17 protein-coding genes are annotated in these 25,911 nt (G+C 69.1%); 10 read left to right on the top strand and 7 right to left on the bottom strand.

Going from position 1 to position 25,911, the window contains the following annotated elements; all coding sequences use genetic code 11:
* Positions 1 to 60 precede the first annotated feature (60 nt).
* Together GST15_RS08265 and plsB are read left to right on the top strand one after the other, a co-directional pair.
* Positions 61 to 948 (top strand): hypothetical protein, encoded by an 888-nt coding sequence (locus tag GST15_RS08265; protein WP_159016774.1) that lies wholly within the window; start codon positions 61 to 63, stop codon positions 946 to 948.
* A gap of 40 nt (positions 949 to 988) precedes the next feature.
* Positions 989 to 3,742: a glycerol-3-phosphate 1-O-acyltransferase PlsB gene (gene plsB, locus GST15_RS08260; protein WP_159016773.1), complete on the top strand. Its 2,754-nt coding sequence runs from the start codon at positions 989 to 991 to the stop codon at positions 3,740 to 3,742.
* Between the two features lie 85 nt (positions 3,743 to 3,827).
* Here plsB and GST15_RS08255 read toward each other — a convergent pair whose 3' ends face one another.
* Positions 3,828 to 4,001: a YdcH family protein gene (locus GST15_RS08255; RefSeq protein ID WP_159017119.1), complete on the bottom strand. Its 174-nt coding sequence runs from the start codon at positions 3,999 to 4,001 to the stop codon at positions 3,828 to 3,830.
* A 253-nt stretch (positions 4,002 to 4,254) separates the two neighbouring features.
* Here GST15_RS08255 and GST15_RS08250 point away from each other — a divergent pair, with 253 nt between their 5' ends.
* Both GST15_RS08250 and GST15_RS08245 read left to right on the top strand, forming a co-directional pair.
* On the top strand, positions 4,255 to 5,166 hold the full coding sequence (locus GST15_RS08250; protein ID WP_159016772.1) for a recombination-associated protein RdgC: 912 nt from the start codon (positions 4,255 to 4,257) through the stop codon (positions 5,164 to 5,166).
* A gap of 41 nt (positions 5,167 to 5,207) precedes the next feature.
* A complete protein-coding gene (locus GST15_RS08245; RefSeq protein WP_159016771.1) occupies positions 5,208 to 6,068 on the top strand; it encodes a M48 family metallopeptidase in 861 nt (286 codons plus the stop codon).
* Between the two features lie 93 nt (positions 6,069 to 6,161).
* On the opposite strand, the gene GST15_RS08240 is transcribed toward GST15_RS08245, so the two are convergent.
* The 3 genes from GST15_RS08240 to GST15_RS08230 form a co-directional block, all read right to left on the bottom strand.
* Positions 6,162 to 7,022: an alpha/beta fold hydrolase gene (locus tag GST15_RS08240; protein WP_159016770.1), complete on the bottom strand. Its 861-nt coding sequence runs from the start codon at positions 7,020 to 7,022 to the stop codon at positions 6,162 to 6,164.
* Positions 7,019 to 7,966 (bottom strand): ferrochelatase, encoded by a 948-nt coding sequence (gene hemH, locus GST15_RS08235; RefSeq protein WP_159016769.1) that lies wholly within the window; start codon positions 7,964 to 7,966, stop codon positions 7,019 to 7,021. The genes GST15_RS08240 and hemH overlap by 4 nt, the downstream gene beginning before the upstream one ends.
* A gap of 81 nt (positions 7,967 to 8,047) precedes the next feature.
* Positions 8,048 to 8,323 (bottom strand): DUF2782 domain-containing protein, encoded by a 276-nt coding sequence (locus GST15_RS08230; protein ID WP_159016768.1) that lies wholly within the window; start codon positions 8,321 to 8,323, stop codon positions 8,048 to 8,050.
* 94 nt (positions 8,324 to 8,417) lie between these two features.
* On the opposite strand from GST15_RS08230, the gene polA reads away from it, so the two are divergent.
* Positions 8,418 to 11,192: a DNA polymerase I gene (polA, locus tag GST15_RS08225; RefSeq protein WP_159016767.1), complete on the top strand. Its 2,775-nt coding sequence runs from the start codon at positions 8,418 to 8,420 to the stop codon at positions 11,190 to 11,192.
* A gap of 96 nt (positions 11,193 to 11,288) precedes the next feature.
* The gene (locus GST15_RS08220; RefSeq protein WP_159016766.1) at positions 11,289 to 12,320 is read left to right on the top strand and encodes a LacI family DNA-binding transcriptional regulator; all 1,032 of its coding nucleotides are present in this window, start codon (positions 11,289 to 11,291) and stop codon (positions 12,318 to 12,320) included.
* Here the strand turns inward: GST15_RS08220 and GST15_RS08215 are convergent.
* Positions 12,285 to 14,021, bottom strand: coding sequence for an alpha-amylase family glycosyl hydrolase (locus GST15_RS08215; protein WP_159016765.1), 1,737 nt, complete (start codon positions 14,019 to 14,021; stop codon positions 12,285 to 12,287). The genes GST15_RS08220 and GST15_RS08215 overlap by 36 nt on opposite strands.
* Positions 14,018 to 15,520: an MFS transporter gene (locus tag GST15_RS08210; RefSeq protein ID WP_159016764.1), complete on the bottom strand. Its 1,503-nt coding sequence runs from the start codon at positions 15,518 to 15,520 to the stop codon at positions 14,018 to 14,020. The genes GST15_RS08215 and GST15_RS08210 overlap by 4 nt, the downstream gene beginning before the upstream one ends.
* Before the next feature lie 208 nt (positions 15,521 to 15,728).
* Between GST15_RS08210 and GST15_RS08205 the strand changes: the two genes are divergently transcribed.
* Genes GST15_RS08205 through GST15_RS08190 form a run of 4 tightly spaced genes read left to right on the top strand, consistent with a single transcriptional unit; the run spans position 15,729 to position 23,160 of the window.
* Positions 15,729 to 17,345 carry an alpha-glucosidase family protein gene (locus GST15_RS08205; RefSeq protein ID WP_159017118.1) on the top strand — a complete coding sequence of 539 codons (1,617 nt, stop codon included), beginning with the start codon at positions 15,729 to 15,731 and terminating at the stop codon, positions 17,343 to 17,345.
* A gap of 1 nt (position 17,346) precedes the next feature.
* Complete coding sequence (locus GST15_RS08200; protein ID WP_233263109.1) at positions 17,347 to 20,106, top strand: alpha-1,6-glucosidase domain-containing protein; 2,760 nt, start codon at positions 17,347 to 17,349, stop codon at positions 20,104 to 20,106.
* 20 nt (positions 20,107 to 20,126) lie between these two features.
* Positions 20,127 to 22,157: a glycoside hydrolase family 97 protein gene (locus tag GST15_RS08195; protein WP_233263108.1), complete on the top strand. Its 2,031-nt coding sequence runs from the start codon at positions 20,127 to 20,129 to the stop codon at positions 22,155 to 22,157.
* A 10-nt stretch (positions 22,158 to 22,167) separates the two neighbouring features.
* Positions 22,168 to 23,160 carry an alpha/beta hydrolase gene (locus GST15_RS08190; RefSeq protein ID WP_159016761.1) on the top strand — a complete coding sequence of 331 codons (993 nt, stop codon included), beginning with the start codon at positions 22,168 to 22,170 and terminating at the stop codon, positions 23,158 to 23,160.
* 18 nt (positions 23,161 to 23,178) lie between these two features.
* Here the strand turns inward: GST15_RS08190 and GST15_RS08185 are convergent, their stop codons facing one another.
* Positions 23,179 to 25,800, bottom strand: coding sequence for an alpha-amylase family glycosyl hydrolase (locus GST15_RS08185; RefSeq protein WP_159016760.1), 2,622 nt, complete (start codon positions 25,798 to 25,800; stop codon positions 23,179 to 23,181).
* Positions 25,801 to 25,911: the final 111 nt, after the last annotated feature.

The following is a 25,911-nucleotide window of genomic DNA, read 5'->3' as shown; positions in this document are numbered from 1 at the left end:
CCTTGCCGGCGCCGTCATGGCCCGGCCAAGATGGCCGCGCGGCCGTGGAGGGCCGCGCGCATGTTCCAGTGGCGGCCACCGCTATCGGTCCTCCTGTCTGCCAGCTTGCTGGCGGCTTGCCAGCGCACGACGCCACCACCGACCGCGCCCGCGACGGTGCCGGTCACGGCCAGTACGCCGGCGCGGGCGGTGCGACTGCTCACCCGGCACCTGCGCGACAACGATCTGGACGCCTTCGCCCGCGACGCGGTGCCCCCGGCCCTGCATCGGCAACTGGAGGCGGCATGGGCAGCCGGCCGCACGCGCTGGCCGCTGCAGGAGCTGCCGTTCGCCAATCGCCTGCCAGCGCTGCTGGCATCGCTGTCGGCGCCCGACGCACCGGTGCGCCTGCAGCAGGTGTTCGACCATCAGTTCGCCGGGCAGGATCGCCAGATCCACGGTGCCGTCGCCTCGCTGGGCGTCTTCGGCGTGCAGTACATCCATGACCGCGGCAACTTCAGCAGCGACGAGCGCGAGCACTACGTCCAGCTGATGCAGGCGATGGCCTCCTGGGGGCGGCAGGCCCCGCTGGGCGATCCCGCACTGGCGCGGCAGGCGATCGCGCGCCTCACCGTGGCCGCTCGTGCGACCGGCCTGGCGTCGGCGGAGGACTTCCGCGCCGCCGGCATGACCGCGAGCCTGCAGCGCATGGGCCGGTTCCAGGCCGCCTTCAAGCAGGCGCTGGCGGCCTATGGCCTGGACCTGGATGCGGACCTGGACAGCATGGACGCGTCGCTGCAGCAGCAGACCGGGGACAGCGCGCGGGTCCGCATGCGCTATCGGCTGGCCGGGCGTCCCATCGATACGGTCGTGACCGTCCGCCGCGTCGAGGGGCTCTGGTACGTGGACGACTTCCTGCGCCATGCCGAAGCCGCCGTTGCCATCGCCGAGGTCGCCGCCGCGCCATAGCCGGCGGCCGACGGACCCCGCAACCCGGCGCTGGGGGATAATGCCGGCGATGCCGACCCAGCCGACCTTGCCGTTCGCCGATCCGCCCGCCCTGCCGGCGGAGCAGGAAGCCCCGACCGGCACCGCCGCCCCCGACCACGCGGACACATCGCGACGCGCGACGGACCGACCGGACCGACCGGCCACCGACGCGTTGGCGGGCGACGGACAGGATCCGGTTCCGGTACAGGCCGAATTGCCGGTCGCGCGACCGGTGGATCCGGCGCTGCAGCGTCGACCCTGGTGGGCCAGCCTGCTGGGCAGGGTGCTGGCGCCATGGATCGCGCTGGAGATCGAGCCCGCGTCGCCGGCGCAGCGCCTGGACGACCGGCCGGTGTGCTACGTGCTCGAGGACTACGGCCTGTCCAATGCGCTGGTGCTGGACCGGGCCTGCCGCGACGCCGGCATGCCCTCGCCGCTGCAACCATTGCCCGGCGATCCGCTGGGCCGCAAGCGCGCCTACGTGGCGCTGTCGCGCCGCAACGCTGGCAGCGCGCTCAACCGCGCGGCACAGCTGGCCACCAACCAGCCGCCGACGCCGGTCCGGCGCCACTCGGATTCGCTCGCGCGCCTGCTCGCGGCGCACCGCGTCGATCCGGCGCTCAACGTGCAGCTGGTCCCGGTCTCGATTTTCGTCGGGCGCGCGCCGGACAAGAACAGCGGCTGGTTCTCGGTGCTGTTTTCCGAGAACTGGACGCTGGTGGGACGCTTCCGTCGCCTGCTGGCGATCCTGCTCAACGGCCGCAACACGCTGGTGCGGTTCTCCCCGCCGATCGACCTGCGCGCGATCGTCACCGAGGACATCCCGTCCGAGCGCGCGGTGCGGAAGCTGTCGCGCGTGCTGCGCACGCATTTCCACCGCATCCGCGAGGCGGTGATCGGCCCGGACCTGTCGACGCGGCGCTTGCTGATCGACAAGGTGCTGGCCGCGGACTCCGTGCGCGAAGCCATCGCCGACCAGGCCCGTCGCGACAACCGGGGCAGCACCGACAAGGGCCACGAGGAAGCCTGGAAGAAAGCGCACGCCTTCGCCTACGAGATCGCCGCCGACTATTCGCACCCGGTGGTGCGTTCGGCGTCGTTCCTGCTCACCTCGGTGTGGAACCGCGTGTTCCGCGGCGTGCTGGTGCATCACCTGGACGAGCTCAAGGCCGCGGCGCCCGGGCATGAAGTCGTCTACGTGCCCTGCCATCGCAGCCACATGGACTACCTGCTGCTGAGCTACCTGCTGTTCACGCGCGGGATCGTGCCGCCGCACATCGTGGCCGGCATCAACCTCAACCTGCCGGTCATCGGCACGCTGCTGCGGCGTGGCGGTGCGTTTTTCATCAGGCGCAGCATCCGTGGCAGCGCCCTGTACTCGGCGGTGCTCGGCGAGTACGTCGCGCAACTGGTCGCCGGCGGTTATTCGCTGGAATTCTTCGTCGAGGGCGGTCGCTCGCGCACCGGCCGGCTGCTGCCGCCCAAGGGCGGCATGGTCTCGATGACGGTGCGCGGTTTCCTGCGCCAGCCGGTGCGCCCGGTGCTGTTCCAGCCGGTGTACATCGGCTACGAAAAACTGATGGAGGGCGACAGCTATCTCGACGAGCTGACCGGCAAGCCCAAGCAGAACGAATCCATCCTGCGCCTGCTGCTCGGCATCCCGCGCGTGCTGCGCCAGAACTACGGCCAGGTCGTGGTGAATTTCGGCGAGCCGATCAAGCTCGACCACATGCTGGCCAAGCACGCGCCGGCCTGGGATGGCACCGCGTTGAACGACGATGACCGCCCGGACTGGCTGTCCGACACCGTCGATGCCACCGCGCAGCTGATCCAGGTCAACATCAACCGCGCCGCCGACGTCAATCCGGTGAACCTGCTGGCGCTGGCGCTGCTGTCCACGCCCAAGCACGCCATGGGCGAGGCCGACCTGCTCGCGCAGATCGCGCTGTCCAAGACCCTGCTGGCCGAGGTGCCGTACGGCCCGCGCGTCACCGTGACCCCGCACACGCCGCAGCAGATCGTCGCGCACGGCGAGGAGATCGGCATGCTCACGCGCATCGCGCATCCGCTGGGCGACGTGCTCAGCGTCGATGGCGACACCGCGGTGCTGTTGAGTTATTTCCGCAACAACGTGCTGCACCTGTTCACGGCATCGGCATGGATCGCGTGCTGCTTCCTGCACAACCGGCGCATGTCGCGGCAGACGGTGCTGCGCCTGGGACGGGAGATGTATCCGTTCCTGCGCGCGGAACTGTTCCTGCCATGGGACGACGACGGCTTCGTCGAGCGCATCGACCGCACCATCGAGGTGTTCATGCGCGAAGGCCTGCTCGCGCAGGTCGGCGACGATCCCGGCATGCTCGGGCGCAAGTCCGGCCAGAGCGACGAGATGTTCCGCCTGCGCGCGATCGGACATGCGCTGCAGCAGGCATTCGAGCGCTACTACATCGCCATGTCGGTGCTGGCGAAGAACGGGCCGGGGACGCTGGGCACGTCCGAACTCGAAAGCCTGTGCCAGCTGGCCGCGCAGCGCCTGAGCCTGCTGTACGCACCCGCCGCGCCGGAGTTCTTCGACAAGTCGCTGTTCCGCACCTTCATCCTCAAGCTGCGCGAGCTGCGCCTGGTGTGGCCGGACGCGAACAACAAGCTGGTGTTCGACGAACGCCTGGATGCCTGGGCGCGCGATGCCAAGGTCATCCTGGGCCGCGAACTGCGCCACACCATCGAGAAGGTCAGCCCGGAAGCGGTCAGGCCCGAGGCCAACGGCGGCTGATCACGCCGGTTTTCGACCACGCCAGCGATCGGGCTGGTTTCGACCAGGCCGGTTCGACCAGGCCGGTTCGATCAGGCCGGTTCGATCAGGCCGGCTCGTCCGGGATCAGCGCGGATTCCAGGCGCGCGATGCAGTCCTTGAGCTGCAACTTGCGTTTCTTCAGCCGCTTGACCGCCAGGTCGTCGCCGGGCGCGGCCTGCAGGCCGGCGATGGCGACGTCGAGGTCGCGATGCTCCTGCTGCAACTCCAGCAGGCGCATGGCGATGCGCGCCAGTTCGGTGGGATCGGTCGAGGCATTCACGCTGCGAGCTTAACCGTGCGCCGCCGCAACGTCATGCGCGGCTGGCGACGATAGAATGGCGGCCGCTGTCGTGGCGCCGCCGCATGCGGCCCGACCGGCGACCACGGCCCGACCCGATTCCCCGCGGTGCCACGCGTATCCGACCGGCCAGCCCGCTGACCGCACCGTCGGCGCGATGGCGCTTTCCGCCTTTGCCCATTGCAGGATTCCGATGTTCTTTCGCAACCTCACGTTCTTCCGTTTCCCGACGTCCCTGTCCTTCGATACGCTGGATGCACAACTCGAGGAATGCCGCTTGAAACCGGTCGGCGCGCTCGAGCTGTCCTCGCGCGGCTTCGTGCCGCCGATGGGACGCGACACCGAGGCGATGTCCCACCGCATCGCCGATGCCATCTGGCTGACGGTCGGGGGCGAGGACAAGCTGCTGCCCGGGGCGGTCGTCAACGAACTGCTCGCGCAGAAACTGGCCGAGATCGAGCGCAAGGAAGGCCGCAAGCCCGGCGGCCGCACGCGCAAGCGGCTCAAGGAAGATCTGGTGCACGAGTTGTTGCCGCGCGCCTTCGTGCGGCCGACGCGCACCGATGCGTTGCTCGACCTCGAGCACGGCCTGTGCATCGTCGACACCGCCAGCCGCAAGAGCGCCGAGAGCGTGGTCAGCGAAATCCGTCGCGCGCTGGGCAGCTTCCCGGCGTTGCCGCTGAATGCGGAAGTCGCGCCGCGCTCCATCCTCACCGGCTGGATCGCCGGCGAGGCGTTGCCCGAGGGCCTGACCCTGGGCGATGAATGCGAACTCAAGGATGCGGCCGAGCGCGGCGCGATCGTCAAGTGCCAGCGCCACGACCTGGCCTGCGACGAGATCGCACGCCACCTGGAAGCCGGCAAGCAGGTGACGCGACTGGCGCTGACGCTCGACGACCACGTGTCCTTCGTGCTCGGCGAGGACCTGGTGCTGCGCAAGTTCAAGCTGCTCGATGGTGCCGTCGACACGCTCGAATCGACCGAGCGCGATGACCTGCATGCCGAACTCGACGCCCGCTTCGCGTTGATGGCGGGCGAGGCCAAGCGCCTGTTCACGATCCTCGAATCGGCGCTGAAGCTCAGCAAGGTCGATGCGGCGGCCTGAACGGCGATCGCTTCGCGCCCGGCAACCACGAACGACCACGCATGCAGGATCGCGATGATGCGCGCGTTGGCGACATCGTCGTCGACGGTGCGCTAGCATCGCTGCAACGTCGACACGGTGGCCCACTGCAATTGATTGGTCGTCTGCTCGCACCCCGGCCGCGCACGATCGAGCGCGATTCGTTGTCGTTCACGTTGGCCGACGGGCGCGATGTCGAGGTGCAGCGCGTGCGCAACCCGCGTGCGCGCCGGCTCAAGCTCAGTGTCGATGAGCGCGGCGCACGACTGACCTTGCCCGCGCGCGCCAGCCTGGTCTCCGGGCAGCGTTTCCTGGTCGAGCACCGCGACTGGCTGTCGGCACAGCTGGGCCACTATGCGGATGTCGCCGCGCCGCCACTTCTGCTGGGCGTCACCGCGGAACTGCCCTTGCGCGGCGCGCAATGGCCGCTGGACTGGCGGCCTGGCCGTTTCGCCAGGGTCCAGCAGGAGGGCGACGTCATCGTCTTCACCGCAGGCGAGCGCGCCAGCCAGGCCTCGCTGCAACGTGCGCTGCGTGATTTCTACGAAAGCCAGGGGCGCGCCGACGTCGGCCACTGGCTGCCACGCTACCTGGCAACCCTGCCACGGCCGCCACGGCGGATCGCGTTCAAGCGCATGACATCGCAGTGGGGTTCGCTGTCGCCCGATGGCAATGTCGTGCTCGACCTGTCGCTGGTGCTCGCGCGGCCGGCGTCGTTCGAGTACGTGCTGGTGCATGAGCTCTGCCACCTGATCCATGGCAACCATTCGCGCAGTTTCTGGCGCGAGGTGGAGAAGCGATTCCCGGATTGGCGCGACGAGCGCGGCTATTTCCGCACGGAAGGCCGGCGCTTGAAGGCGACTTTGCGGGCGCTGCTGGGTTGATGTGGGTCGTGCGCTTTCAGGGCAGGCGCGGGGTCATGGCGCGCGGCGGCGCGGCGCGGACATTCGCATCCGGAATTCATCGCGGCGCGGTCGTCAGCGGCTGAGGAAATCGCCGATCGCGTCGGCAACGGCGGCCGGATCTTCCATGTGCAGGTGGTGGCCACCGGCGAGGATGCGCAGATCCCCGCATGGCAGCAGCGCGGCGCGCTCGCGGCGCAGTGCGTCGGGCAGATAGGGCTGGGCTGGATCGGCGAACAGCACGCGCGTGGGGCAGGTGATGCCCGCGACGAGGTCACGTACCTGTTCTTCCGTGGTGCGCAGCATCGTCGGCAGGGTCAGGCGTGGATCGCTGCTCCAGATGTAGCCCCCTTCGACCGGGACCAGCCCGCGTTCCACCAGCAGCCGGGCGATGGGCTCGCTCAGCGCATTGGCCTGCATGCGTGCGCGGGTCGCGCTGGCGATGTCGGGAAACACGCGCAGGCGCTTGTGCTGCAACGCGCGCGTCGCCGCAACCGCTTCGCGCAGGCGTTGCACGGTGCGATCGGGCGTCTCGGCCAGCGCACCGAGCGCTTCGATGGCGACGAAGCGATCGATCCGATCCGGACACGCGGCCGCGACCAGGCTGCCGATGCCGGCGCCCATCGAGTGGCCGAGCACCGCGAAACGCTCCCAGCCCAGGCCATCGGCGATGTCGAGCACGCTGTGGACCGCGGCCGCGAAGGAATAGTCGGCGCCCGGTTGCAGGTGCGCGCTGCGGCCGTGGCCGGGGAAGTCGGGACACACCAGGTCCAGTCCGTGCAGGTGCGCGGCCAATGGGACGAAGCTGGCGGCGTTGTCCAGCCAGCCATGCAGGGCCAGCACGCGCGGCGCACCCGGCTCGCCGGCGCGCAGGCCGGCGATGCGCCCGGTCGGCAGGTCCAGGCTCCACTCGCGCGGGGCATCGGCTCCGATCATTGCAGTTCGCGTTCGATCAACGCGGCCAGTGCATCGGCATGGGCCGGCGAGTCGTTGAGGCAGGGGATGTAGCGCAGGTGTCCGCCGGACTGCTCGAAGTGCTCGGCCAGCATCATCGAGATTTCCTCCAGCGTCTCCAGGCAATCGACGGCGAAACCCGGGCAGACGACGTCGAGCGTGCGCACGCCGCTGCCGGCGAGTGCATCGATCACATCGACCGTCGCCGGCTGCAGCCAGCGCTCACTGCCGAAGCGCGACTGGTAGGCCAGCGTCCACTCGCCGGCGCCCAGGCCCAGCGCGTCGGCGATTGCCCGCGCGCTTGCCTCGCACTGCACGGCGTAGGGATCGCCGGCGGCGACCAGGCGTTGCGGGATGCCGTGCAACGACAGCAACAGGTGCTCGCCGCGACCGTGCCGCGCCCAATGTGCGCGGACCGAGTCCGCGATCGCCGCGACCCAGGCCGGATCCAGGTGGTAATCGCCCAGCATGCGCACGGGTGTTCCCGGCGATCGCTCGACGATGTCGCCGACCGATGCGGTGGTCGTCCCCGAATACTGCGGATACAGCGGCAGGACGACGATGCGCTCGTGCGATCGGCGCAAGGTCGCCAGCGTCGACGCCAGCGACGGCGAGCCGTAGCGCATCGCGTGCACGACCGTGGCCTGCGGCATGCGCTGCTGCACCGCCGCCGCCAGTGCACGCGTATGCACCGCCAGCGGCGATCCGCCATCCATCCAGATGGCCGCGTACTTGCGCGCGACGCGGCCCCCGCGCAGCGGCAGGATCACCCCGTGCAGCAGCGGGCACCACAGCCAGCGCGTGAGTTGCACGACGCGATGGTCGTGCAGGAATTCCGACAGATAGCGCCGCACCGCGCGTGCGGTCGGCGCATCGGGAGTGCCCAGGTTGACCAGCACCACGGCTGGCGGATTCGACGTCGTCATCCGGCCAGCATGGCAGCGCGTGGCGGTGGCCGCCACAGGCCGCAGGCCTGGCCGCGCGGCTGACGCGGCGTCCGCTGACGGTTACCAGCCGTAGATCTTGTAGTACACCGGCGACACGTCGCCCTTGGACGCGTCCATCCGCCCATCGCCGTTGCGGTCGATCAGGTAATAGACCGGGCCGCGTGCCGGCTGCACGCGCACCATGCGCAGCTGTCCCTGCACGCGATATTCGGACACGATATCGCCATTGGCCGCGGTCCGGGTGACCGCGACGGCGTTGGCAGGGATCTCGGGTTCGGCCGTGGTGGCGCAGGCGGCCAGCAGGGCCGTCGCGATGAGCACGAGTGGGATTCGCACGGTGGACCTCCTGGGGCGGGTGCTGGCCGATTATGCCCCCGGACCGTGACGCGGCCGGGTGAGGGAAAAACGGCCGGCGGCGTAGAATCGACCGATGCATCGACTGGTCCTGATCGACGGCTCTTCCTACCTGTACCGGGCGTTCCACGCGCTGCCGCCCCTGTCCAACGCGGCGGGCGAACCCACCGGTGCGCTGTTCGGGGTGGTCAACATGTTGCGGGCCACGCTCAAGGAGCAGCCGGACTGCGCCGTGTTCGTCGTCGACGCGCCCGGGCCGACGTTCCGCAACACGATGTACGCCGACTACAAGGCCAATCGTCCGTCGATGCCCGACGACCTGCGCGCGCAGATGGAGCCGATGTGCGAGATCGTGCAGGCGCTCGGGTTCCCGATGCTGCGCATCGACGGCGTCGAGGCCGACGACGTCATCGGCACGCTGGCGATGCAGGCCGCGGCCGATGGCAGCGAGGTCACCATTTCCACCGGCGACAAGGACTTCGCGCAACTGGTGCGCACGATCGATGGCGGTGGTCGCATCCTGCTGGTCAACACCATGAGCGGCAGCCGGCTGGACAGCGAGGAGGCCGTCGTCGCCAAGTTCGGCGTGCGCGCCGGACAGATCGTCGACCTGCTGGCGCTGATGGGCGACAGCGTCGACAACATCCCCGGCGTGGACAAATGCGGGCCGAAGACCGCCGCCAAGTGGCTTGCCGAATACGGCAGCCTGGATGGCGTCATCGCCAATGCCGAGCGCATCGGCGGCAAGATCGGCGAGAACCTGCGCGCGGCGCTGCACCGCTTGCCGCTCAACCGCGAGCTGGTGACGATCAAGACCGACGTGGAACTGGAGCTGCCGGCGCGCGCCATGACCTTGCGCGAGCGCGACGTCGACGCCCTGCGCACGCTCTACGCGCGCTATGGATTCAATGCCGCGCTGCGCGAACTCGATGGCACGCCGCCGCCGGCGCGCGAGGGACGGGTGAGCGTGCGCGGCACCGAGGCCGGCTATGCGCGCGCGCCGGCCGTCGTCGACGACAGCCTCGACCCGGCGCTGGCCGTGGCCGGCGTGTACGACACCGTGCTGACCCGCGCGCAGCTCGACGACTGGATCGGACAACTTCAGGCAGCCATCGAATTCGCCTTCGACACCGAGACCGATTCGCTCGACGCCCTGTGCGCGAAGCTCATCGGCCTGAGCGTGTCGGTCGAGCCGGGCAGGGCTGCGTACATCCCGATGCGGCACGATTATCCCGGCGTCCCGCAGCAGCTCGCGCAGGCCGAGGTGCTCGATGCGCTGCGGCCGCTGTTCGCCGATGCCGGAAAACGCAAGATCGGCCAGCACGGCAAGTACGACCTGCACGTCCTGCGCTGCCATGGCGTGGACGTGCGCGGATACGCCGACGACACGATGATGCAGAGCTTCGTCTGGAACGCCGGTGCCAGCCGCCACGACATGGACTCGCTGGCCAGGCGCTACCTGGGCTACGCCACCATCAAGTACACCGATGTCGCCGGCAAGGGCGCCAAGCAGATCGCGTTCTCGCAGGTCGCGCTCGACGACGCCACGCGCTACGCCGCCGAGGATGCGGACGTCACCCTGCGCCTGCATCGCGTGCTGCGCCCCAAACTCGCCGCGGAGCCATCGCTGGAGCGCGTCTATACCGAGATCGAGATCCCGCTGGTGCCCGTGCTCGAACGCATCGAGGCCAACGGCGTGATGATCGACATGGACGAGCTGCGCCGCCAGTCCATCGACCTGGGCCGGCGCATGCTGGTGCTGCAGCAGCAGGCGACGGAGCTGGCGGGACGCACCTTCAACCTGGATTCGCCCAAACAGGTCTGCGCCCTGCTGTTCGAGGAACTCAAGCTGCCGGCACTGGTGAAGACGCCGACCGGACAGCCGTCGGCGAATGAGGAAGCGCTGGAGGCCATCGCCGACCAGCACGAACTGCCGCGCGTGATCCTGGAATACCGCGGCCTGGCCAAGCTGCGCAGCACCTACACCGACAAGCTGCCGGACATGGCCAATCGCGATGACGGCCGGGTGCACACCAGCTTTCACCAGGCCGGCGCCGCGACCGGCCGGCTCGCGTCGAGCGATCCGAACCTGCAGAACATCCCGATCCGCACCGAGGACGGCCGCCGCATCCGCAAGGCCTTCGTCGCACCGCCCGGGCGCCTGATCCTGGCCGCGGACTACTCGCAGATCGAACTGCGGATCATGGCGCACCTGTCGCAGGATCCGGCGCTGCTGCGCGCATTCGGCTCGGACGTCGACATCCATCGCGCCACCGCCGCGGAAGTCTTCGGCAAGGCGATCGAGGATGTCAGCAACAACGAGCGCCGCGCCGCCAAGGCGATCAACTTCGGCCTGATGTACGGCATGAGCGCATTCGGCCTGGCCAAGCAGCTCGGCATCGCGCGCGGCGAGGCGCAGGACTACATCGCGCTGTACTTCAGCCGCTATCCGGGCGTGCGCGACTTCATGGAACACACCCGGCAGCAGGCGCGCGAACGTGGCTACGTCGAAACCGTGTTCGGCCGGCGCCTGTACCTGGAGAACATCGCCTCGCGCAACGCCGGCCTGCGCTCCGGTGCCGAACGCGCCGCGATCAACGCACCGATGCAGGGCACCGCCGCCGACATCATCAAGCGCGCGATGATCGACCTGCACGGCTGGCTGGAGCCGCATGCCGCGCGCGCGATGATGGTGCTGCAGGTGCACGATGAACTGGTGTTCGAGGCCGACAGCGACTTCATCGACACCCTGCGCGACGAGGTGCGGCGCCGCATGGCGGGCGCCGCGGAGCTGCGCGTGCCGCTGGTGGTCGACGTGGGTGTCGGGCGCAACTGGGACGAGGCCCACTGACCGGATGCCGGCCGTGGAGGACGCCATGACGATGCGACCGGGCCGCGCGGCCGCCACGCAGGCCTACACTGCCGGCCTGATTCCCGGTTCCAGGCGATGACGCGCAAACCCAAGGCCACCTCGATCGATATCGCCCACCGCGCCGGGGTGTCCCAGGCGACGGTGTCGCGCGTGCTGCGTGGCAGCCCGCTGGTGAACGCGCAGACGCGCAAGCGCGTGGAGGATGTCGCCCGGGAGCTCAACTACAAGGTCGACCGCCACGCCTCCAGCCTGCGCACGCAGCGCTCCGGCACGCTGGCGCTGCTGTTGTTCGAGGATCCGACACCGGACGACTCGCACATCAATCCATTCTTCCTGTCGATGCTGGGTTCGATCACGCGGGCCTGCTCGCGCCAGGGCCAGGACCTGCTGGTGTCCTTCCAGCAACTGTCCGACGACTGGCATGCCGATTACGAGGACAGCATGAAGGCCGACGGGCTGATCCTGCTCGGCTACGGCGATTACGTGCTGTATCGCGACAAGCTCGACGACATGGTGGAGCGCGGCACGCACTTCGTGCGCTGGGGCGCGGTGTTGCCCGACCAGCCGGGAATCTCGATTGGTTGCGACAACTACCAGGGTGGACGCCTGGTCGCGGAACATCTCATCGACGGTGGCCGCCGCCGCATCGCCTTCCTCGGCGATGCGTCCAGCCACTATCCCGAATTCCTCGAGCGCTACCGCGGCTGCAACGACGCGCTGGCGGCGACCGGCGGCTCCATCGACCCCGCGCTGCAGGTGGACGCGGAAACCTCGGAGGAAGCCGGCCATGCCGCGGCCTGCGAGCTGCTGCGGCGTGGCGCGCCGTTCGATGCCGTCTTCGCCGCCAGCGACCTCATCGCGATCGGCGCCATGCGCGCGCTGGGCGAGCAGGGGCTGCGCATCCCGGAAGACGTCGCGGTCGTCGGTTTCGACGACATCCCCACCGCGCGTTTCGCCAGGCCATCGCTGACCACCATCGCGCAGGACACCACGCGCGCCGGGCAGCTGCTGGTCGAGACGCTGATGCAGTTGGTGCGCGATGAGCCGGCCACCGGCACCATCCTCCCCGTGTCACTCGTGGTGCGGCGCTCCAGCGACCCCGCCTGATCCGTCGGGCCGCGCCGCGGCCACGGCGCGATCCAGCGCAGCGGCCAATGCCGGGTCGCGCACCGGCGCATCCAGCACGTACACCGCGACATCGTGCGCCGGCACGCTGGTGGACAACCCGCCACCGGTAGCGACATCGATCGACTGGCCCTGCAACGCATCGCGCCACTGGCCCGCCTGCACGCCGGGCAGGTCGAAGGCAGCGGCCGCATCGCCCTTGTTGAGCAGCACCAGCGCGATCTGGTGCTGGCCCCGGGCCTGGTAGACGCGATAGAACGCCGCGCGGTCGCCCTGCATCAGCAGGTTGACCTGCAGCCCGCGCTGCAGCGCAGGCGACTGCGCCCGCAGCCGCGCGATGCGGCGCAGCCGGTCGTGGATCGGATTGCCGGCGGCGGCATCGATGCGGGCCTGGCCGTAATAGTTGCGGTTGCCGGCGTGCTCGGCGGTGCCGCGCATGAAGCCGGTCTCCGATCCGTAATAGATCGCCGGGATGCCGCGCGCGGTGAACAGGAAATTGTCCGCGTCGATGAAGCCGTTGTCGTCCGCATCCAGTCGCGCCATGTCGTGGTTGTCGTAGAACGTCACCAGGTCATAGGGGTTGCGATAGGGGCCGTGCTCCAGGTACAGGCGCTCGGCGATGCGCTCGAAGCCCGCGTGCTTGCTGCCGAAGACATCGGAGATGCGCTCGCGCAGCGGGAAATCCAGCACGCTGACGCCGGCATTTTCGGGTTTGGTGAACTCGGCGATCTTGTCGGCATTGGTGTCGAATGCCTCGCCGTACATGAAGAAGCCCGGATGGCGGCTGCGGATGCGACCGACGAATGCGTGCCAGAACGACTGCGGCATCCAGCCGATGGTGTCGATGCGGAACGCCGCCGCGCCCTGGTCGATCCACTGCTCGTAGGCGCCGACCAGGTAGTCCATCACCGCCGGGTTGTTCTCGTTGAGGTCGGACAGCTGCGCCAGCCCGCCGTGCGTGTTGTAGAACGCATGCAGCGGGTTGTGCAGCGGGTCGAGCTTGCCTGGCGGCAGGTTCTGGTGGTCGGCGACGAGTTTGCCGTCGCGGTCGAATATCTGGCCGAACTTCGGTTGCGCCACCGGCATCGTGTAGGCCGGCGAACCGTGGTTGCAGACGATGTCGAGCACGGTATTCAGGCCGTGCTGCTTCAGCCCCGCGGTCAGCCCGGCGAAATCCAGCCCGGGGCTCGGCAGGTGTTCGTCGAGGCGATAGAAATTCACGCCCCAGTAGCCGTGGTATCCGGTCTTGCCGCGGTCGGTGAACATGCCGCCCCAGTGCACCGGGTCGCCGCCGGTGAACGCCTCGTCCGGGTTGTCGACGATGGGCGAAACCCACACCGCACCAAAACCCATGTCGCGGATGTAGTCCGCGTTGTCGAGCACGCCGCGGAAGTCGCCGCCCAGGTAGCCGATGTTGTCGCTCTGCCCCTGCGGTGCGCCCGGCGTGGGAATGTCGAAGGTCCGATGCTTGCCGCCCTGGTCGCGATGGTCGTTGCTGGTGTCGCCATTGACGAAGCGATCGGTCAGGACGAAGTACACCGCCTTGGACGCGAAGGGCTCGCGCGTGCCGACGTATTCGACGCTGGGGCTTGCATCGGCGGCAGCGTGCCGCGTTGCAGGCGCGGTCGCACAGCCGCCGGCAATCGCGCAGGCCAGCCACAGCGCGCTGCGATGCAGCCTCATGGGCGCGCCGCCGGCGCGGTGGCCAGGCTCGGCACGGGCTCGGCGACGCGCAGCACGCACAGCCCGGCGACGATCAGGCTGACCCCGCCGATGACCAGCGCCTGCAGCGGCTGGCCGCCGAAGAACACCTTCAGCAGGAAGCCCAGCAGGCTGGCCGCAACCAGCTGCGGGATCACGATGAAGAAGTTGAAGATGCCCATGAACACGCCCATCTTTTCCGACGGCACGCTGTCGGACAGCAGCGCGTAGGGCAGCGACAGGATCGACGCCCACGCGAAACCGACGCCGACCATCGACAGCAGCAGCCAGTGCGGGTCGCGGATGACGACGAAGGACAGCAGGCCGATCCCGCCCAGGGTGGTGTTGACCAGGTGGCTGATGCGCAGGCCCCAGCGCTTGACCATCTGCGGGATGACGATCGCGGCCAGTGCCGCGAAGCCGTTGTACGCGGCGAACAGCACGCCGACCCAGTTGGCGCCCTCGTTGTAGGCGGCCGTCGTGGTGTCGGTGCTGCCGAAGTGCACCGCGGTCACCGCGGCGGTGGTGTAGATCCACATCGCGAACAGCGCGAACCAGGAGAAGAACTGCACCACGGCGAGCTTGCGCATCGTCGCCGGCATGTCGTGCACGTCGCGCATGATCGTGGCGAACATGCCCTGCGAGCGCGTGTAGCCGCTGGCCAGCAGCGCCAGCCCGTAGGCCGCGATGCCGCCGGCCAGGATGTACAGCTGCTTGTCCAGGCCGAAGCGTGCGATCGCGAGCACGCCGAGCAGCCCGACCACCAGCCACGCCAGTGCCTGGCTGCGGCGCGGAACCATGGAGGCCGGCCGGGCGGCCTCGACTGGCGGGCGGGCGTCATCGAACGCGGCGAGCACCTCGGGTGGATATTCGCGGGTGCGCAGCACCGTCCAGCCCAGCGCCAGCAGCAGCACCGCGCCGCCGAAATAGAACGCGTAGCGCACGGTGTCCGGGATTCCGCCCGGCCCCGCGGTGTTGCCGACACCGGCCTGCGCCAGCAGCCAGGGCAGCAGGCTGGCGACGACCGAGCCGATGCCGATGAAGAAGCTCTGCATCGCGAAGCCCGCGGGACGCTGCGCCGGTGCCAGCTGGTCGCCGACGAATGCGCGGAACGGCTCCATGGAGATGTTGATCGACGCATCCAGCACCCACAGCAGGCCGGCGGCGATCCACAGCGCGGACGAATTCGGCATCACGAACAGCGCCAGCGACGCCAGCACCGCACCCGCCAGGAAGTACGGCCGCCGGCGCCCCAGCCGGTTCCAGGTGCGGTCGGACAGGTAACCGACGATGGGCTGCACGATCAGGCCGGTCAGCGGCGCGGCGATCCACAGCACCGGGATGTCGTCGATGCTCGCGCCCAGGGTCTGGAAAATGCGGCTGACGTTGGCGTTCTGCAGCGCGAAGCCGAACTGGATGCCGAGGAAGCCGAAGCACATGTTCCAGATCTGCCAGAACGACAACGTGGGTTTCGAGCGCACGGGCACGGTTCCTTGTTGATTGGGCATCGCGCAGCAGGCGTGGCCGGGACTGCAAGGGTAGACATCCTGCCCCCTGCACAATTTCCGATGCAAACGTATTCATCGCCGTCCGCGACGATGGGCACCCGCGCCCGGAGGCCGGCCATGGAATAGTTGCATGGCTGCGCGGTGTCGTGCCGTGAGCGGCAAGGACCTGCCGGACGACATGATGACGACGAACAACTGGTGGCGCGGCGCCGTCATCTACCAGGTGTATCCGCGCAGTTTCCAGGATACCGATGGCGATGGCGTGGGCGACCTGCGCGGCATCGGCGAGCGCATGGACTACATCGCGTCGCTCGGCGTCGATGCGATCTGGATCGCGCCGTTCTTCAAGTCGCCGATGGCCGACTTCGGTTACGACATCGGCGACTATCGCGCCGTCGACCCGATGTTCGGCACGCTCGCCGATTTCGACCGGGTGCTGGATGCCGCGCATCGCCGCGGGCTGAAGGTGATGATCGACCAGGTGCTGAGCCACACCTCGACCGAGCACGCGTGGTTCGCGGAGAGCCGCGCCAGCCGCGACAACCCGAAGGCCGACTGGTATGTCTGGGCCGATCCGAAACCCGACGGCAGCCCACCCAACAACTGGCTGTCGATCTTCGGCGGCGTGGCCTGGCAGTGGGAGCCGCGCCGCAAGCAGTACTTCCTGCACAACTTCCTCGCATCCCAGCCGGACCTGAACTTCCACAATGCCGACGTCCGCGTCGCGTCGCTGGACAACGTGCGCTTCTGGCTGGATCGCGGCGTCGACGGATTGCGCCTGGATGCGATCAACTTCTGCTTCCACGACGCGCGGCTGCGCGACAACCCCGCCAAGCCCGAGGCCCTGCGCAACGGCCGCGGCTTCAGCCCGGACAATCCGTACGCGTTCCAGTACCACTACCACAACAACACGCAGCCGGAAAACCTCGCGTTCCTGGAGGAGCTGCGCGCGCTGCTCGACCGTTATCCCGACGTCGCGGCCCTGGGCGAGATCTCATCGGAGGACTCGCTGGCGACGATGGCCGAGTACGTCAGCGACCATCGCCTGCACATGGGCTACAGCTTCGAGCTGCTGACCGACGACTTCAGCGCCGCCTACATCCGCGGCACCGTCGAGCGCCTCGAGCAGCAGATGACGCAGGGCTGGCCGTGCTGGGCGATCTCCAACCACGACGTGCAGCGCGCGGTCACCCGCTGGGGCGGCGATGCGGCCGGCGATGGTTTCGCCGAGCAGCTGGTGGCGCTGGTGTCGTCGCTGCGCGGCTCGGTATGCCTGTACCAGGGCGAGGAGCTCGGGCTGGAGGAAGGCGAGGTGGCCTTCGAGGATCTTCGTGATCCCTATGGCATCGCGTTCTGGCCCAGCTTCAAGGGCCGCGATGGTTGCCGCACGCCGATGCCCTGGGAGGACAGCCAGGCCGCGGGCTTCACCACCGGCACGCCGTGGCTGCCGATTCCCGAGTCCCATCGCATCCGCAGCGTCGCCCTGCAGGAGGCCGATCCGCGCTCGACGCTGCACGCGGTGCGCGCGTTCCTGCGCTGGCGCGCCGCGCAACCGGTGCTCGTGCACGGCGCCATCCGCTTCCTCGATGCGCCCGAGCCCGTGCTCGCCTTCGTTCGCGTGCATGAAGGACGCAGCCTGCTGGCGGTGTTCAACCTGTCCGCGGCGACTGTCGACTGGACCTTGCCCGACGCCATGCGCGTGCAGCCGATCGCGGTGCCCGGCGTGCAGGCGGGTCGGCAGGACGATGGCACGCTGCACCTGCCCGCCCATGGCGTTTTTTTCGCCACCTGCGACTGACGTGGCGCGACCGGCGCGCCTGCGGCCCCGGAGCCAGTCGCTGCTGGTGATCCTCGGCCTGGCCCTGGCTGGCACGGCCTTGGCAGATGGACACCCGTCGGCGACGGAGCTCGCCTGCGATGCTGCGGAATCCGCGCAGGTGATCGCGCCTGCCGCGCGGTCCGCGACCGATGCGCGCGCCTACTGGCTCGACGACCGACACCTGCAATGGCCGCACGCGCAGCCCGGACGGTTCGCGCTGTACCACTCCGCGCAGGCACGACTGGTCGCCACGACCGGCGCGCGGGTGGCGGGCAGCGACCGCAGGCTGCCGCTGACACTGGCGCAGGCAGTGTTGCCGGCCGAGCGTGAACAACGTTTCCATTTCATCGGCGCCGGCCCGCGCCTCGCACTGTCCGATCGCGACGCCAGCGTCCTGCGCGGCCTGCTCGACGGCCAATGGCTGCTGGTGCGCGAAGCCGACGACGGCCGCGTGCTGGATGCCACCGGGGTGCAATTGCCGGGTCTGCTCGATGCATTGACCATGCAGGCCGCATCGCGATTTGATCTTGGTGTCCATGTCGCAACCGGGTCCACGACGTTCAACCTGTGGGCGCCGACCGCACGTGCGGTGTCACTCTGCCTGCACGATACGGGCACCGCGCCGGCAACACGCACGCTGGCGCTGCAACGCGACATGGCGTCGGGCGTGTGGTCGGTGCGGATGCCGGTCGACCTGCGCGGTCGCTACTACACCTACCTCGTCACTGTCTTCGTGCCTGGCGTCGGCATGGTCCGCAACCGCGTGACCGATCCGTACTCGACCAGCCTGACCACGGATTCGCGCCGCAGCGCTGTCGCCGACCTGGACGATCCGGCGCTGCAGCCGCCCGGATGGACGCAGGCGTCGCGTCCCGCGGCACCGGCATCGATGACCGACATGGTCATCTACGAGTTGCACGTGCGCGATTTCTCGGCGTCCGATCCCGGCGTGCCGGCCGCGCACCGCGGCAAGTACCTGGCCTTCACCGACGCCGGCTCCCGTGGCATGCAGCACCTGCGCGCGCTGGCGCAGGCGGGGCTGACCGACGTGCACCTGTTGCCGGTGTTCGACTTCGCCAGCGTCCCCGAGTCGGGCTGCGTCACGCCTGCCATTCCGCATGCCGCCGCCGACAGCGCCGCGCAGCAGGCGGCGGTCGGCGCGGTCGCCGATCGCGACTGCTTCAACTGGGGCTACGACCCCTTCCACTTCGGCGCGCCCGAAGGCAGCTATGCCAGCGACGCCGCCGATGGCGGCGTGCGCATCCGCGAATTCCGCGCGATGGTGATGGCGCTGCACGCAGCGGGCCTGCGGGTCGGCATGGACGTCGTCTACAACCACACCTCCGCCGCGGGCCAGGATGCGCATTCTGTGCTCGACCGCATCGTGCCGGGCTATTACCAGCGGCTGGATGCGACGGGCCAGGTCGAACACTCGACCTGCTGCGCCAACACCGCGACCGAGAACGCGATGATGGCGCGGCTGATGATCAATACCGCGGTCTCGTGGGCCACGCACTACGGCATCGACTCGTTCCGCTTCGACCTGATGGGCCACCAGCCGCGCGCCGCCATGGAGGCGCTGCAGCGGCGCGTCGACGCGGCGACCGGTCGCCATGTTCCGCTGATCGGTGAAGGCTGGAACTTCGGCGAGATCGCCAACGGCGCGCGCTTCGTGCAGGCCGCGCAGGGATCGCTCGCCGGCAGCGGCATCGCCACCTTCAGCGATCGCGCGCGCGATGCCATCCGCGGCGGTGGCTGCTGCGATTCCGGCGAGGACCTCGTGCGGCAACAGGGTTACATCAACGGCCTGCTCGAGGCGCCCAACGCGATGGGGCATGGGGCGTCGCGCGCGGACCTGCTGCGCGCGGCCGACCTCGTCCGCGTGGGCCTGGCGGGAACCCTGCGCGACGTGCGCATGCGGACCGCGGGCGGTGCCGACCTGGCGCTGTCCGCGATCGACTACAAGGGCGCCCCGGCGGGCTACGCGGCGCAGCCGGGCGAGGTCGTGAACTACGTCGAGAACCACGACAACGCGACGCTGTTCGACATCGACGCGCTGCGCCTGCCGCGCGACACCTCGCCCGCCGAGCGCGCGCGCGTGCAGTTGCTCGGCGCCGCGCTGGTCGCCTTCAGCCAGGGCATCGCCTATTACCACGCCGGCATCGACCTGCTGCGATCCAAGTCGCTGGACGGCAACAGCTTCGATTCCGGCGACTGGTTCAACCGCATCGACTGGACCGGAACCGACAACGGCTTCGGCGCCGGCTTGCCGCCCGCGGCCGACAACGCGAAGAACTGGCCGCTGCAACGCCCGGTGCTGGCGGATGCGGCGATCAAGCCGTCGCCGCGCGACATCGCCTGGATGCGCGACGCCTTCCGCGACCTGCTGCGCATCCGCGCCAGTTCGACGCTGTTCCGCATGCGCAGCGCCGATGACATCGCGCAGCGCCTGGCCTTCCGCAATGTCGGCCCGGAGCAGAATGCGGGCGTCGTCGTCGCGCACCTGGACGGCCGCGGCTATCCCGGCGCCGGCTTCAGCGACATCCTGTACCTGGTCAATGTTTCGCCAGGCGCGCAGGTGCTGGCCCTGCCGGACGAGGCGCGCAAGCCCTACGTCCTGCATCCGGTGCAACGCGCGCCGGATGCGGCCGATCGTCGCCCGCTGCAGGCAAGCGTCGATGCGGCCACGGGCCGCTTCTCCATCCCGGCGCGTACCGCCGTCGTGTACGTCATCCCATGATCCCGATCCACAGGACTCCCATGCGTCGATTCGCCTTGTTCGCGTTGCTGGCCCTGGCTGGCACCACCCCCGTGTTGGCCGAGACCGTGGCCAGCGTCGAGTCGCCCGGAAAGATCCTGCGCGTGGATCTCGACGTCACCGAGGGCCGCTTGAGTTATCGCATCAGCCGGCTGGGCGAAACCGTGATCGCGCCGTCGCACATGGGCTTCCTGCTGCGCGGCGCCGGCAAGCTGGAGCGCAACCTCGCGCTGGCGTCGTCGTCCACGCGCAGCCAGGACGACACCTGGGAGCAGCCCTGGGGCGAGAGCCGCTTCGTGCGCGACCACTACGATGAACTGCGCACGCGCTTCACCGAGACGATCGAGCCCAAACGTTCGATCGACGTGGTGTTCCGCGTGTTCGACGACGGCGTCGGCTTCCGCTACGAGTTCCCGGACCAGCCGCAGCTGCACGACGTCATCATCGACGACGAACTGACCGAGTTCGACGTCGCGTCGCCGGCGACCGCGTGGTGGATCCCGGCCGGCGAATGGAACCGCTACGAATACCTCTACAACAAGACGCCCTTGGCCGAAGTCGGCCAGGCGCACACGCCGATGACGATCAAGACCAGGGATGGCTTGTACATCGCCTTCCACGAGGCGGCGCTGGTCGACTATTCGAGCATGTGGCTGCGGCGCGTCGAGGGCCAGCGCCTGCGCGCCCAGCTCGCACCCGCATCGGAAGGCTGGAAGGTGCATCGCACCGCGCCGTTCAACACGCCGTGGCGCACGCTGCAGATCGCCGACACAGCCGGCGGCCTGTACGAATCCAACCTGATCCTCAACTTGAACGAGCCCAACAAGCTCGGCGACGTCAGTTGGTTCAAGCCCTCGAAGTTCGTCGGCGTCTGGTGGTCGCTGCACCTGGACCAGCAGACCTGGGCGACGGGCCCGAAGCATGGCGCGACCACCGCGACCACGAAGCGCTACATCGACTTCGCCGCCAAGCACGGCTTTCGTGGCGTGCTGGTCGAAGGCTGGAATCCGGGCTGGGACGGCAACTGGTTCGGCAACGGCTGGAACTTCGACTTCACCCGCGCCACGCCCGACTTCGACATCGAGCAGCTGGCCGCGTATGCGAAGAGCAAGGGCGTGCACCTGATCGGCCACCACGAGACCGGCTGCGCGGTCAGCCATTACGAAAGCCAGCTCGATGCGGCGTTCGCGCTGGACCAGCGCCTGGGCATCGACGCGGTCAAGACCGGCTACGTGTGCGACGCCGGGCAGATCGAGCGGCAGGACGTGCCGAACGGTCCGGTGGTGCGCGAATGGCACGACGGCCAGTGGATGGCACGCCATCACCTGAAGGTCGTGCAGGCGGCAGCGGCACACCACATCGTCATCGACACGCACGAGCCGATCAAGGACACCGGCCTGCGCCGCACCTACCCGAACTGGGTCGCGCGCGAAGGGGCGCGCGGCATGGAATACAACGCCTGGGGCAATCCGCCGAACCCGCCGGAGCACGAGGCGAACCTGGTGTTCACGCGCATGCTCGCCGGTCCGATGGATTTCACGCCGGGCGTGCTGAGCCTCAAGGGGCGCAACGGCCAGCCGATCCAGAGCACGATCGCCAAACAGCTCGCGCTGTACGTCGTGCTGTACAGCCCCATCCAGATGGCGGCCGACCTGCCGGAAAACTACGAGAAGCACATGGACGCGTTCCAGTTCATCGAGGACGTGCCGGTCGACTGGTCGCAGACTCGCGTGCTCGATGGCGAGATCGGCGACTACGTCACCATCGCGCGCAAGGATCGCAATGGCGAGGGCTGGTACCTGGGCAGCGTGACCGACGAGAACGGCCGCGTGCTGTCGGTGCCGCTGTCCTTCCTCGATCCGGGTCGCACCTACGTCGCGCAGATCTATCGCGACGGCGACGGCGCGCACTGGAAGACCGCCCCCTTCGCCTTTGCACGCGAAACGAAGCGCGTGACCAGCGCCGATACGTTGACGCTGCGGCTGGCGCCCGGTGGCGGCGAGGCGATCCGCTTCATGCCGGTCGGTCGTTAGAGGCCGATCGATGGCGCGATTGATGATGCGGCTGCCTGCAGGCGCCCTGCTCGCGCTGCTGCTGGTCGGCAGCCCGGTGCTGGCTGCCGGCACGGCCGACGCGAGCGAGCGCATCGACACGCTGCAGCTCGCCGCCCCGGGCATCTCGCCGACGCCATTGCGCGTCCGCGTGCTGCTGCCACCCGGCTATCGCAGTGACGCTCCCATCGCCTATCCGGTGCTGTACGTCAACGACGGGCAGGACATGGAAGCCGTCGGCCTGCGCGACACCCTGTTGCGGATGACTGTCGACGGCACGCTGCGGCCGCTGATCGCAGTGGCCATCGACATGCCGCCAGACCGCATGGCGGCCTATGGCCTGTCCGATCGCGCGGCGCGCCACGGCCTGGTCGCGCAGACCCGTTACGGACCGGTCGGCACGCAGGCGCACGCTTATTCGGAATGGGTCGCGCACACGCTGGTGCCGACGATCGACGCGCGTTACCGCACGCGTCCGTCTCCCGGCGCGCGCACGATGCTGGGCTGGTCGCTGGGCGCGCTGAACGCCTTCAGCATCGCCTGGGAATACCCGGAACTGTTCGGGCGCGTCGGTGCCTTCTCGCCGTCGTTCTGGGTATCGGCCGATCGCAGTTCGCCCGGCGCCATCCAGCGCACGCGGCTCGCGCAACGACTGGTCGACAGCAGCGCGCCGCGCACCGGCATGAAGCTGTTCTTCGCCGCCGGCGACAAGGAGGAGACCGACGATCGCGACCATGACGGCAGCATCGATGTCCTCGACGACCTCCACGACCTGATCGCCGGCGAACACGACGGCACCGCCGTTCGCACGCGTGGCCTCGCGCAACTCGGCACCACGATCAACCTCGATTACCCGGCGCACCCCGATCGCGCCGACGCGGCGTTCTACCGGTTGCCGGGCGGTGAACACAACCAGGCCAGCTGGGCGCGGATGCTGCCGGTGTTCCTGCGCTGGGCGTACGCGGACGACAACCGCGACCGATGACGCCAGCACCATGGCGCATCAGCGCAACACGATGACGTCCGTCGCATCCATCACCAGCGGATCCCGCGCGCCGCCGCCGCCGAACGTCGCCGGCTTTGGCCGTGGCGCAAGTGCGCGATAGCCACCGTCGTAGTCCCAGCTGGTGACGTAGAGCTCCGCGCCGGCGAGTGATGCGCGATCGCCCAGCGCGGTGGCCGGAATGGTGAAAGTGATGGTGTCGCTGGCCTTGTCGACCGCGATGTCGGGCGATGCGGCCGGCGTGCCCTCGTTGTCGTCGGACGCAGCCGTCGCGCTGAACGCCGCCAGCGACCAGCCGTTGGCGCGCAGGCGGTAGTGCCAGCGCATGCCGCCGGGCAAGGTCGCGTGCTGCAGCGGCATGGTGCGGCTGCCACCGGGCTCGCCCGGCAGCTGCACGAACACCGTCAAGGCGACATGGTCGAAGCCATGGGTGGGATTCCACTGTGAGACGACATCGTGCATGCGCAGCGCGACGCGCAGCGCGCCACCGGCGGTCGACGCGCGCACATGGGTGATGTCGGCCGGACGGTGCAGGCGCCAACCCGGATCGGCCGGATAGACGTATTGCCCGGTGGGGCCGTTGTCGTCGCCATGGCGATCATCGACGTCGGCAACCACGCGCCACGCGTGCGCGACATGGAACGTGCGTGCGTCGGAGACGTCACCCGTATGCGGATCCAGCGCGACCACGCGATGGACGATGCCTGGATCGATCATGCCGCCGGTGCGCACCATCGCGTGCCAGCGGCCGGCGCCATCGGTCCGGATGGACTGGGCATGCTCCAGGTCGCCATCGACCACGACGCGCACGCCGTCCGCGCTGGCGGTCGTCCCGACCACCGCGAAGTCGCCCACGAACGGCGTCGACTGCAATGGCTCCAGTGTCGGCTGTGCGCGCGCGGGCGGAAGTGCCGCGGTGCGCTGCATGACCTGCCACACGATGGCGCTGCGCGACGGCAGCGACAGCGTCAGCCGGCCCGATGCACCGACCATAACGTCATCGGGCAGGCCATCGTCGATCCCGAACAGCCGATGCAGCACGCTGCCGGGCGGCAGGCCGGTGGCGATGTTGTCGAGCAGGCTCGCGCCGTCGGCAGTGTTGAACGCCACCAGCGCCGTGTCGCCTTCGCCATCCACGCGGTAGGCGAAGCCGCCCGGCCCGGCGGCGTTCTCGGACAGCACGCGCGGCGTGCCGCGGGAGAACACGCGATGGTCCCGACGCAGCGCGATCGCCTCGCGCAGGAAGCGGTACAGCGGCGCCGCGGTATCGAAATGGTCGTGGCCGCCAGCGCCGAATCCGTGCGCGAACATCGCCGCGCGCTGGCTGGTGAAGCCCTGCTCGGTGCCGTAATAGATCGTGGGAATGCCCGGCAGCGTCAGCATCGCCAGCAGCGCCTGCTGCAGTCCGGCCTGGCTGCCGCCGGCAAGGAATCGGTCGACGTCATGGTTGTCGACGAAGCTCGGCATCCGCCACGGATCGGCATGCACCGCCATCATGTCGCGGATGCGGTAACCGAGCTCCGCTGTCGGCCGGCCGCGCGCGAACACGTCGCCAAGGCTGCCGTACAAGGGGAAGTTGATCATCGACGGCAGGCCACCGGGCGTGCGCATGTAGGCATCGAGCTTGCGCGCCTGCGCGTCGGCATACGGCTTGTCAGTGCCGAAGCCTTCCCCGAACGACAGGAACCCGGCGCGACCGGTGGCGCGTGCGACCCGGTCGATGCCCGGTGCCGAGGGATCATCGGCGTGCAGGAAATCGGCGAAGAAATCCGCAGGCACGTGGAACGCCGTGTCGACGCGGAAACCGTCGACGCCCACTTTCCGGATCCAGTCGCCGTAGCTGGCGCGCAGCGCATGGCGCACGCGCGGGTTCTCGGTGTTGATGTCGTCCAGGCCGGCCAGCTGGTAGTCCAGGACCTGGTGGCGATCGTTGAAATCGGCGATGTCCGGCGTCCAGTGGTAGATCGCCTTGCGGCGCTGCGCCGGGTCGCGGGCATCGTTTTGGTCGAACGGCGCTTGCGATGGCGCCGTGCGTCCGCGCGAATCCGCATGCCGCACGAAATGCCGGGCGGGATCGCGCGCATCCCAGCCGCCGGCGTAGGCGAAGAAATCCGCGGTGTGGTTGAGCACGATGTCCTGCACCAGGTACATGCCGTTGCCGTGCAGGGCTTCGGCCAGCGCCTTGTAATCGGCGAGCGTTCCGTAGTGCGCGTCGACCTGGTCGAAGTTTTCCGCCCAGTAGCCGTGGTAGCCGCTGAAATGGCCTTTCACGTTCCACCACTGGTTCGCCACCGGCGGCGTGATCCACACCGTCGTGGCGCCCAGTCCGCGGATGTAGTCGAGCCGCGCGGTGATCCCGCGCAGGTCGCCACCGCTGTATTTCGCGCCGTCGGCCGGATCGAATTCGCCGGCGCCCTGGTCGTCGTTGCCGGGGTCGCCATCGCTGAACCGGTCGATCATCACGAAGTAGATGACCTGGTCGCGCCAGTCCGGGGATGCGGGCGCCAGCGGCGCATCCGGTGGCCGTGCGGCCGCGGCCATTCCGCCGCCGGCAACCGCCAGCAGGCCGGCCGATGCGGCGAGGCTCGCCAGTCGGCGCAGGTCCGCAAGCCATGGCCGCATCGGATGCTCCGGTTGTCAGGATGTGTGACGCCGATTCCGGCGCGCGCTCCAAGCCTCGCCAGCATGATTCCACGGCCGATCATCCACGCGCCACCGATCACGCGGCGACTG

Origin of the sequence: Cognatiluteimonas profundi, from assembly GCF_009792795.1 — a bacterium.
GTDB lineage: Bacteria > Pseudomonadota > Gammaproteobacteria > Xanthomonadales > Xanthomonadaceae > Cognatiluteimonas > Cognatiluteimonas profundi.
Note: the sequence above shows the minus strand (reverse complement) of the source record. Positions and strands in the feature narration are given on the sequence as shown.

Bases quoted from the DNA above. Each gene is read 5' to 3' on its own strand.
- GST15_RS08250 (WP_159016772.1), top strand. From the start codon at position 4,255: ATGTTCTTTCGCAACCTCACGTTCTTCCGTTTCCCGACGTCCCTGTCC.
- plsB (WP_159016773.1), top strand. From the start codon at position 989: ATGCCGGCGATGCCGACCCAGCCGACCTTGCCGTTCGCCGATCCGCCC.
- GST15_RS08190 (WP_159016761.1), top strand. From the start codon at position 22,168: ATGGCGCGATTGATGATGCGGCTGCCTGCAGGCGCCCTGCTCGCGCTG.
- GST15_RS08220 (WP_159016766.1), top strand. From the start codon at position 11,289: ATGACGCGCAAACCCAAGGCCACCTCGATCGATATCGCCCACCGCGCC.
- GST15_RS08255 (WP_159017119.1), bottom strand. From the start codon at position 4,001: ATGCGCCTGCTGGAGTTGCAGCAGGAGCATCGCGACCTCGACGTCGCC.
- hemH (WP_159016769.1), bottom strand. From the start codon at position 7,966: ATGACGACGTCGAATCCGCCAGCCGTGGTGCTGGTCAACCTGGGCACT.
- GST15_RS08240 (WP_159016770.1), bottom strand. From the start codon at position 7,022: ATGATCGGAGCCGATGCCCCGCGCGAGTGGAGCCTGGACCTGCCGACC.
- GST15_RS08265 (WP_159016774.1), top strand. From the start codon at position 61: ATGTTCCAGTGGCGGCCACCGCTATCGGTCCTCCTGTCTGCCAGCTTG.
- GST15_RS08195 (WP_233263108.1), top strand. From the start codon at position 20,127: ATGCGTCGATTCGCCTTGTTCGCGTTGCTGGCCCTGGCTGGCACCACC.
- GST15_RS08205 (WP_159017118.1), top strand. From the start codon at position 15,729: ATGACGACGAACAACTGGTGGCGCGGCGCCGTCATCTACCAGGTGTAT.
- GST15_RS08245 (WP_159016771.1), top strand. From the start codon at position 5,208: ATGCAGGATCGCGATGATGCGCGCGTTGGCGACATCGTCGTCGACGGT.
- GST15_RS08185 (WP_159016760.1), bottom strand. From the start codon at position 25,800: ATGCGGCCATGGCTTGCGGACCTGCGCCGACTGGCGAGCCTCGCCGCA.
- polA (WP_159016767.1), top strand. From the start codon at position 8,418: ATGCATCGACTGGTCCTGATCGACGGCTCTTCCTACCTGTACCGGGCG.
- GST15_RS08215 (WP_159016765.1), bottom strand. From the start codon at position 14,021: ATGAGGCTGCATCGCAGCGCGCTGTGGCTGGCCTGCGCGATTGCCGGC.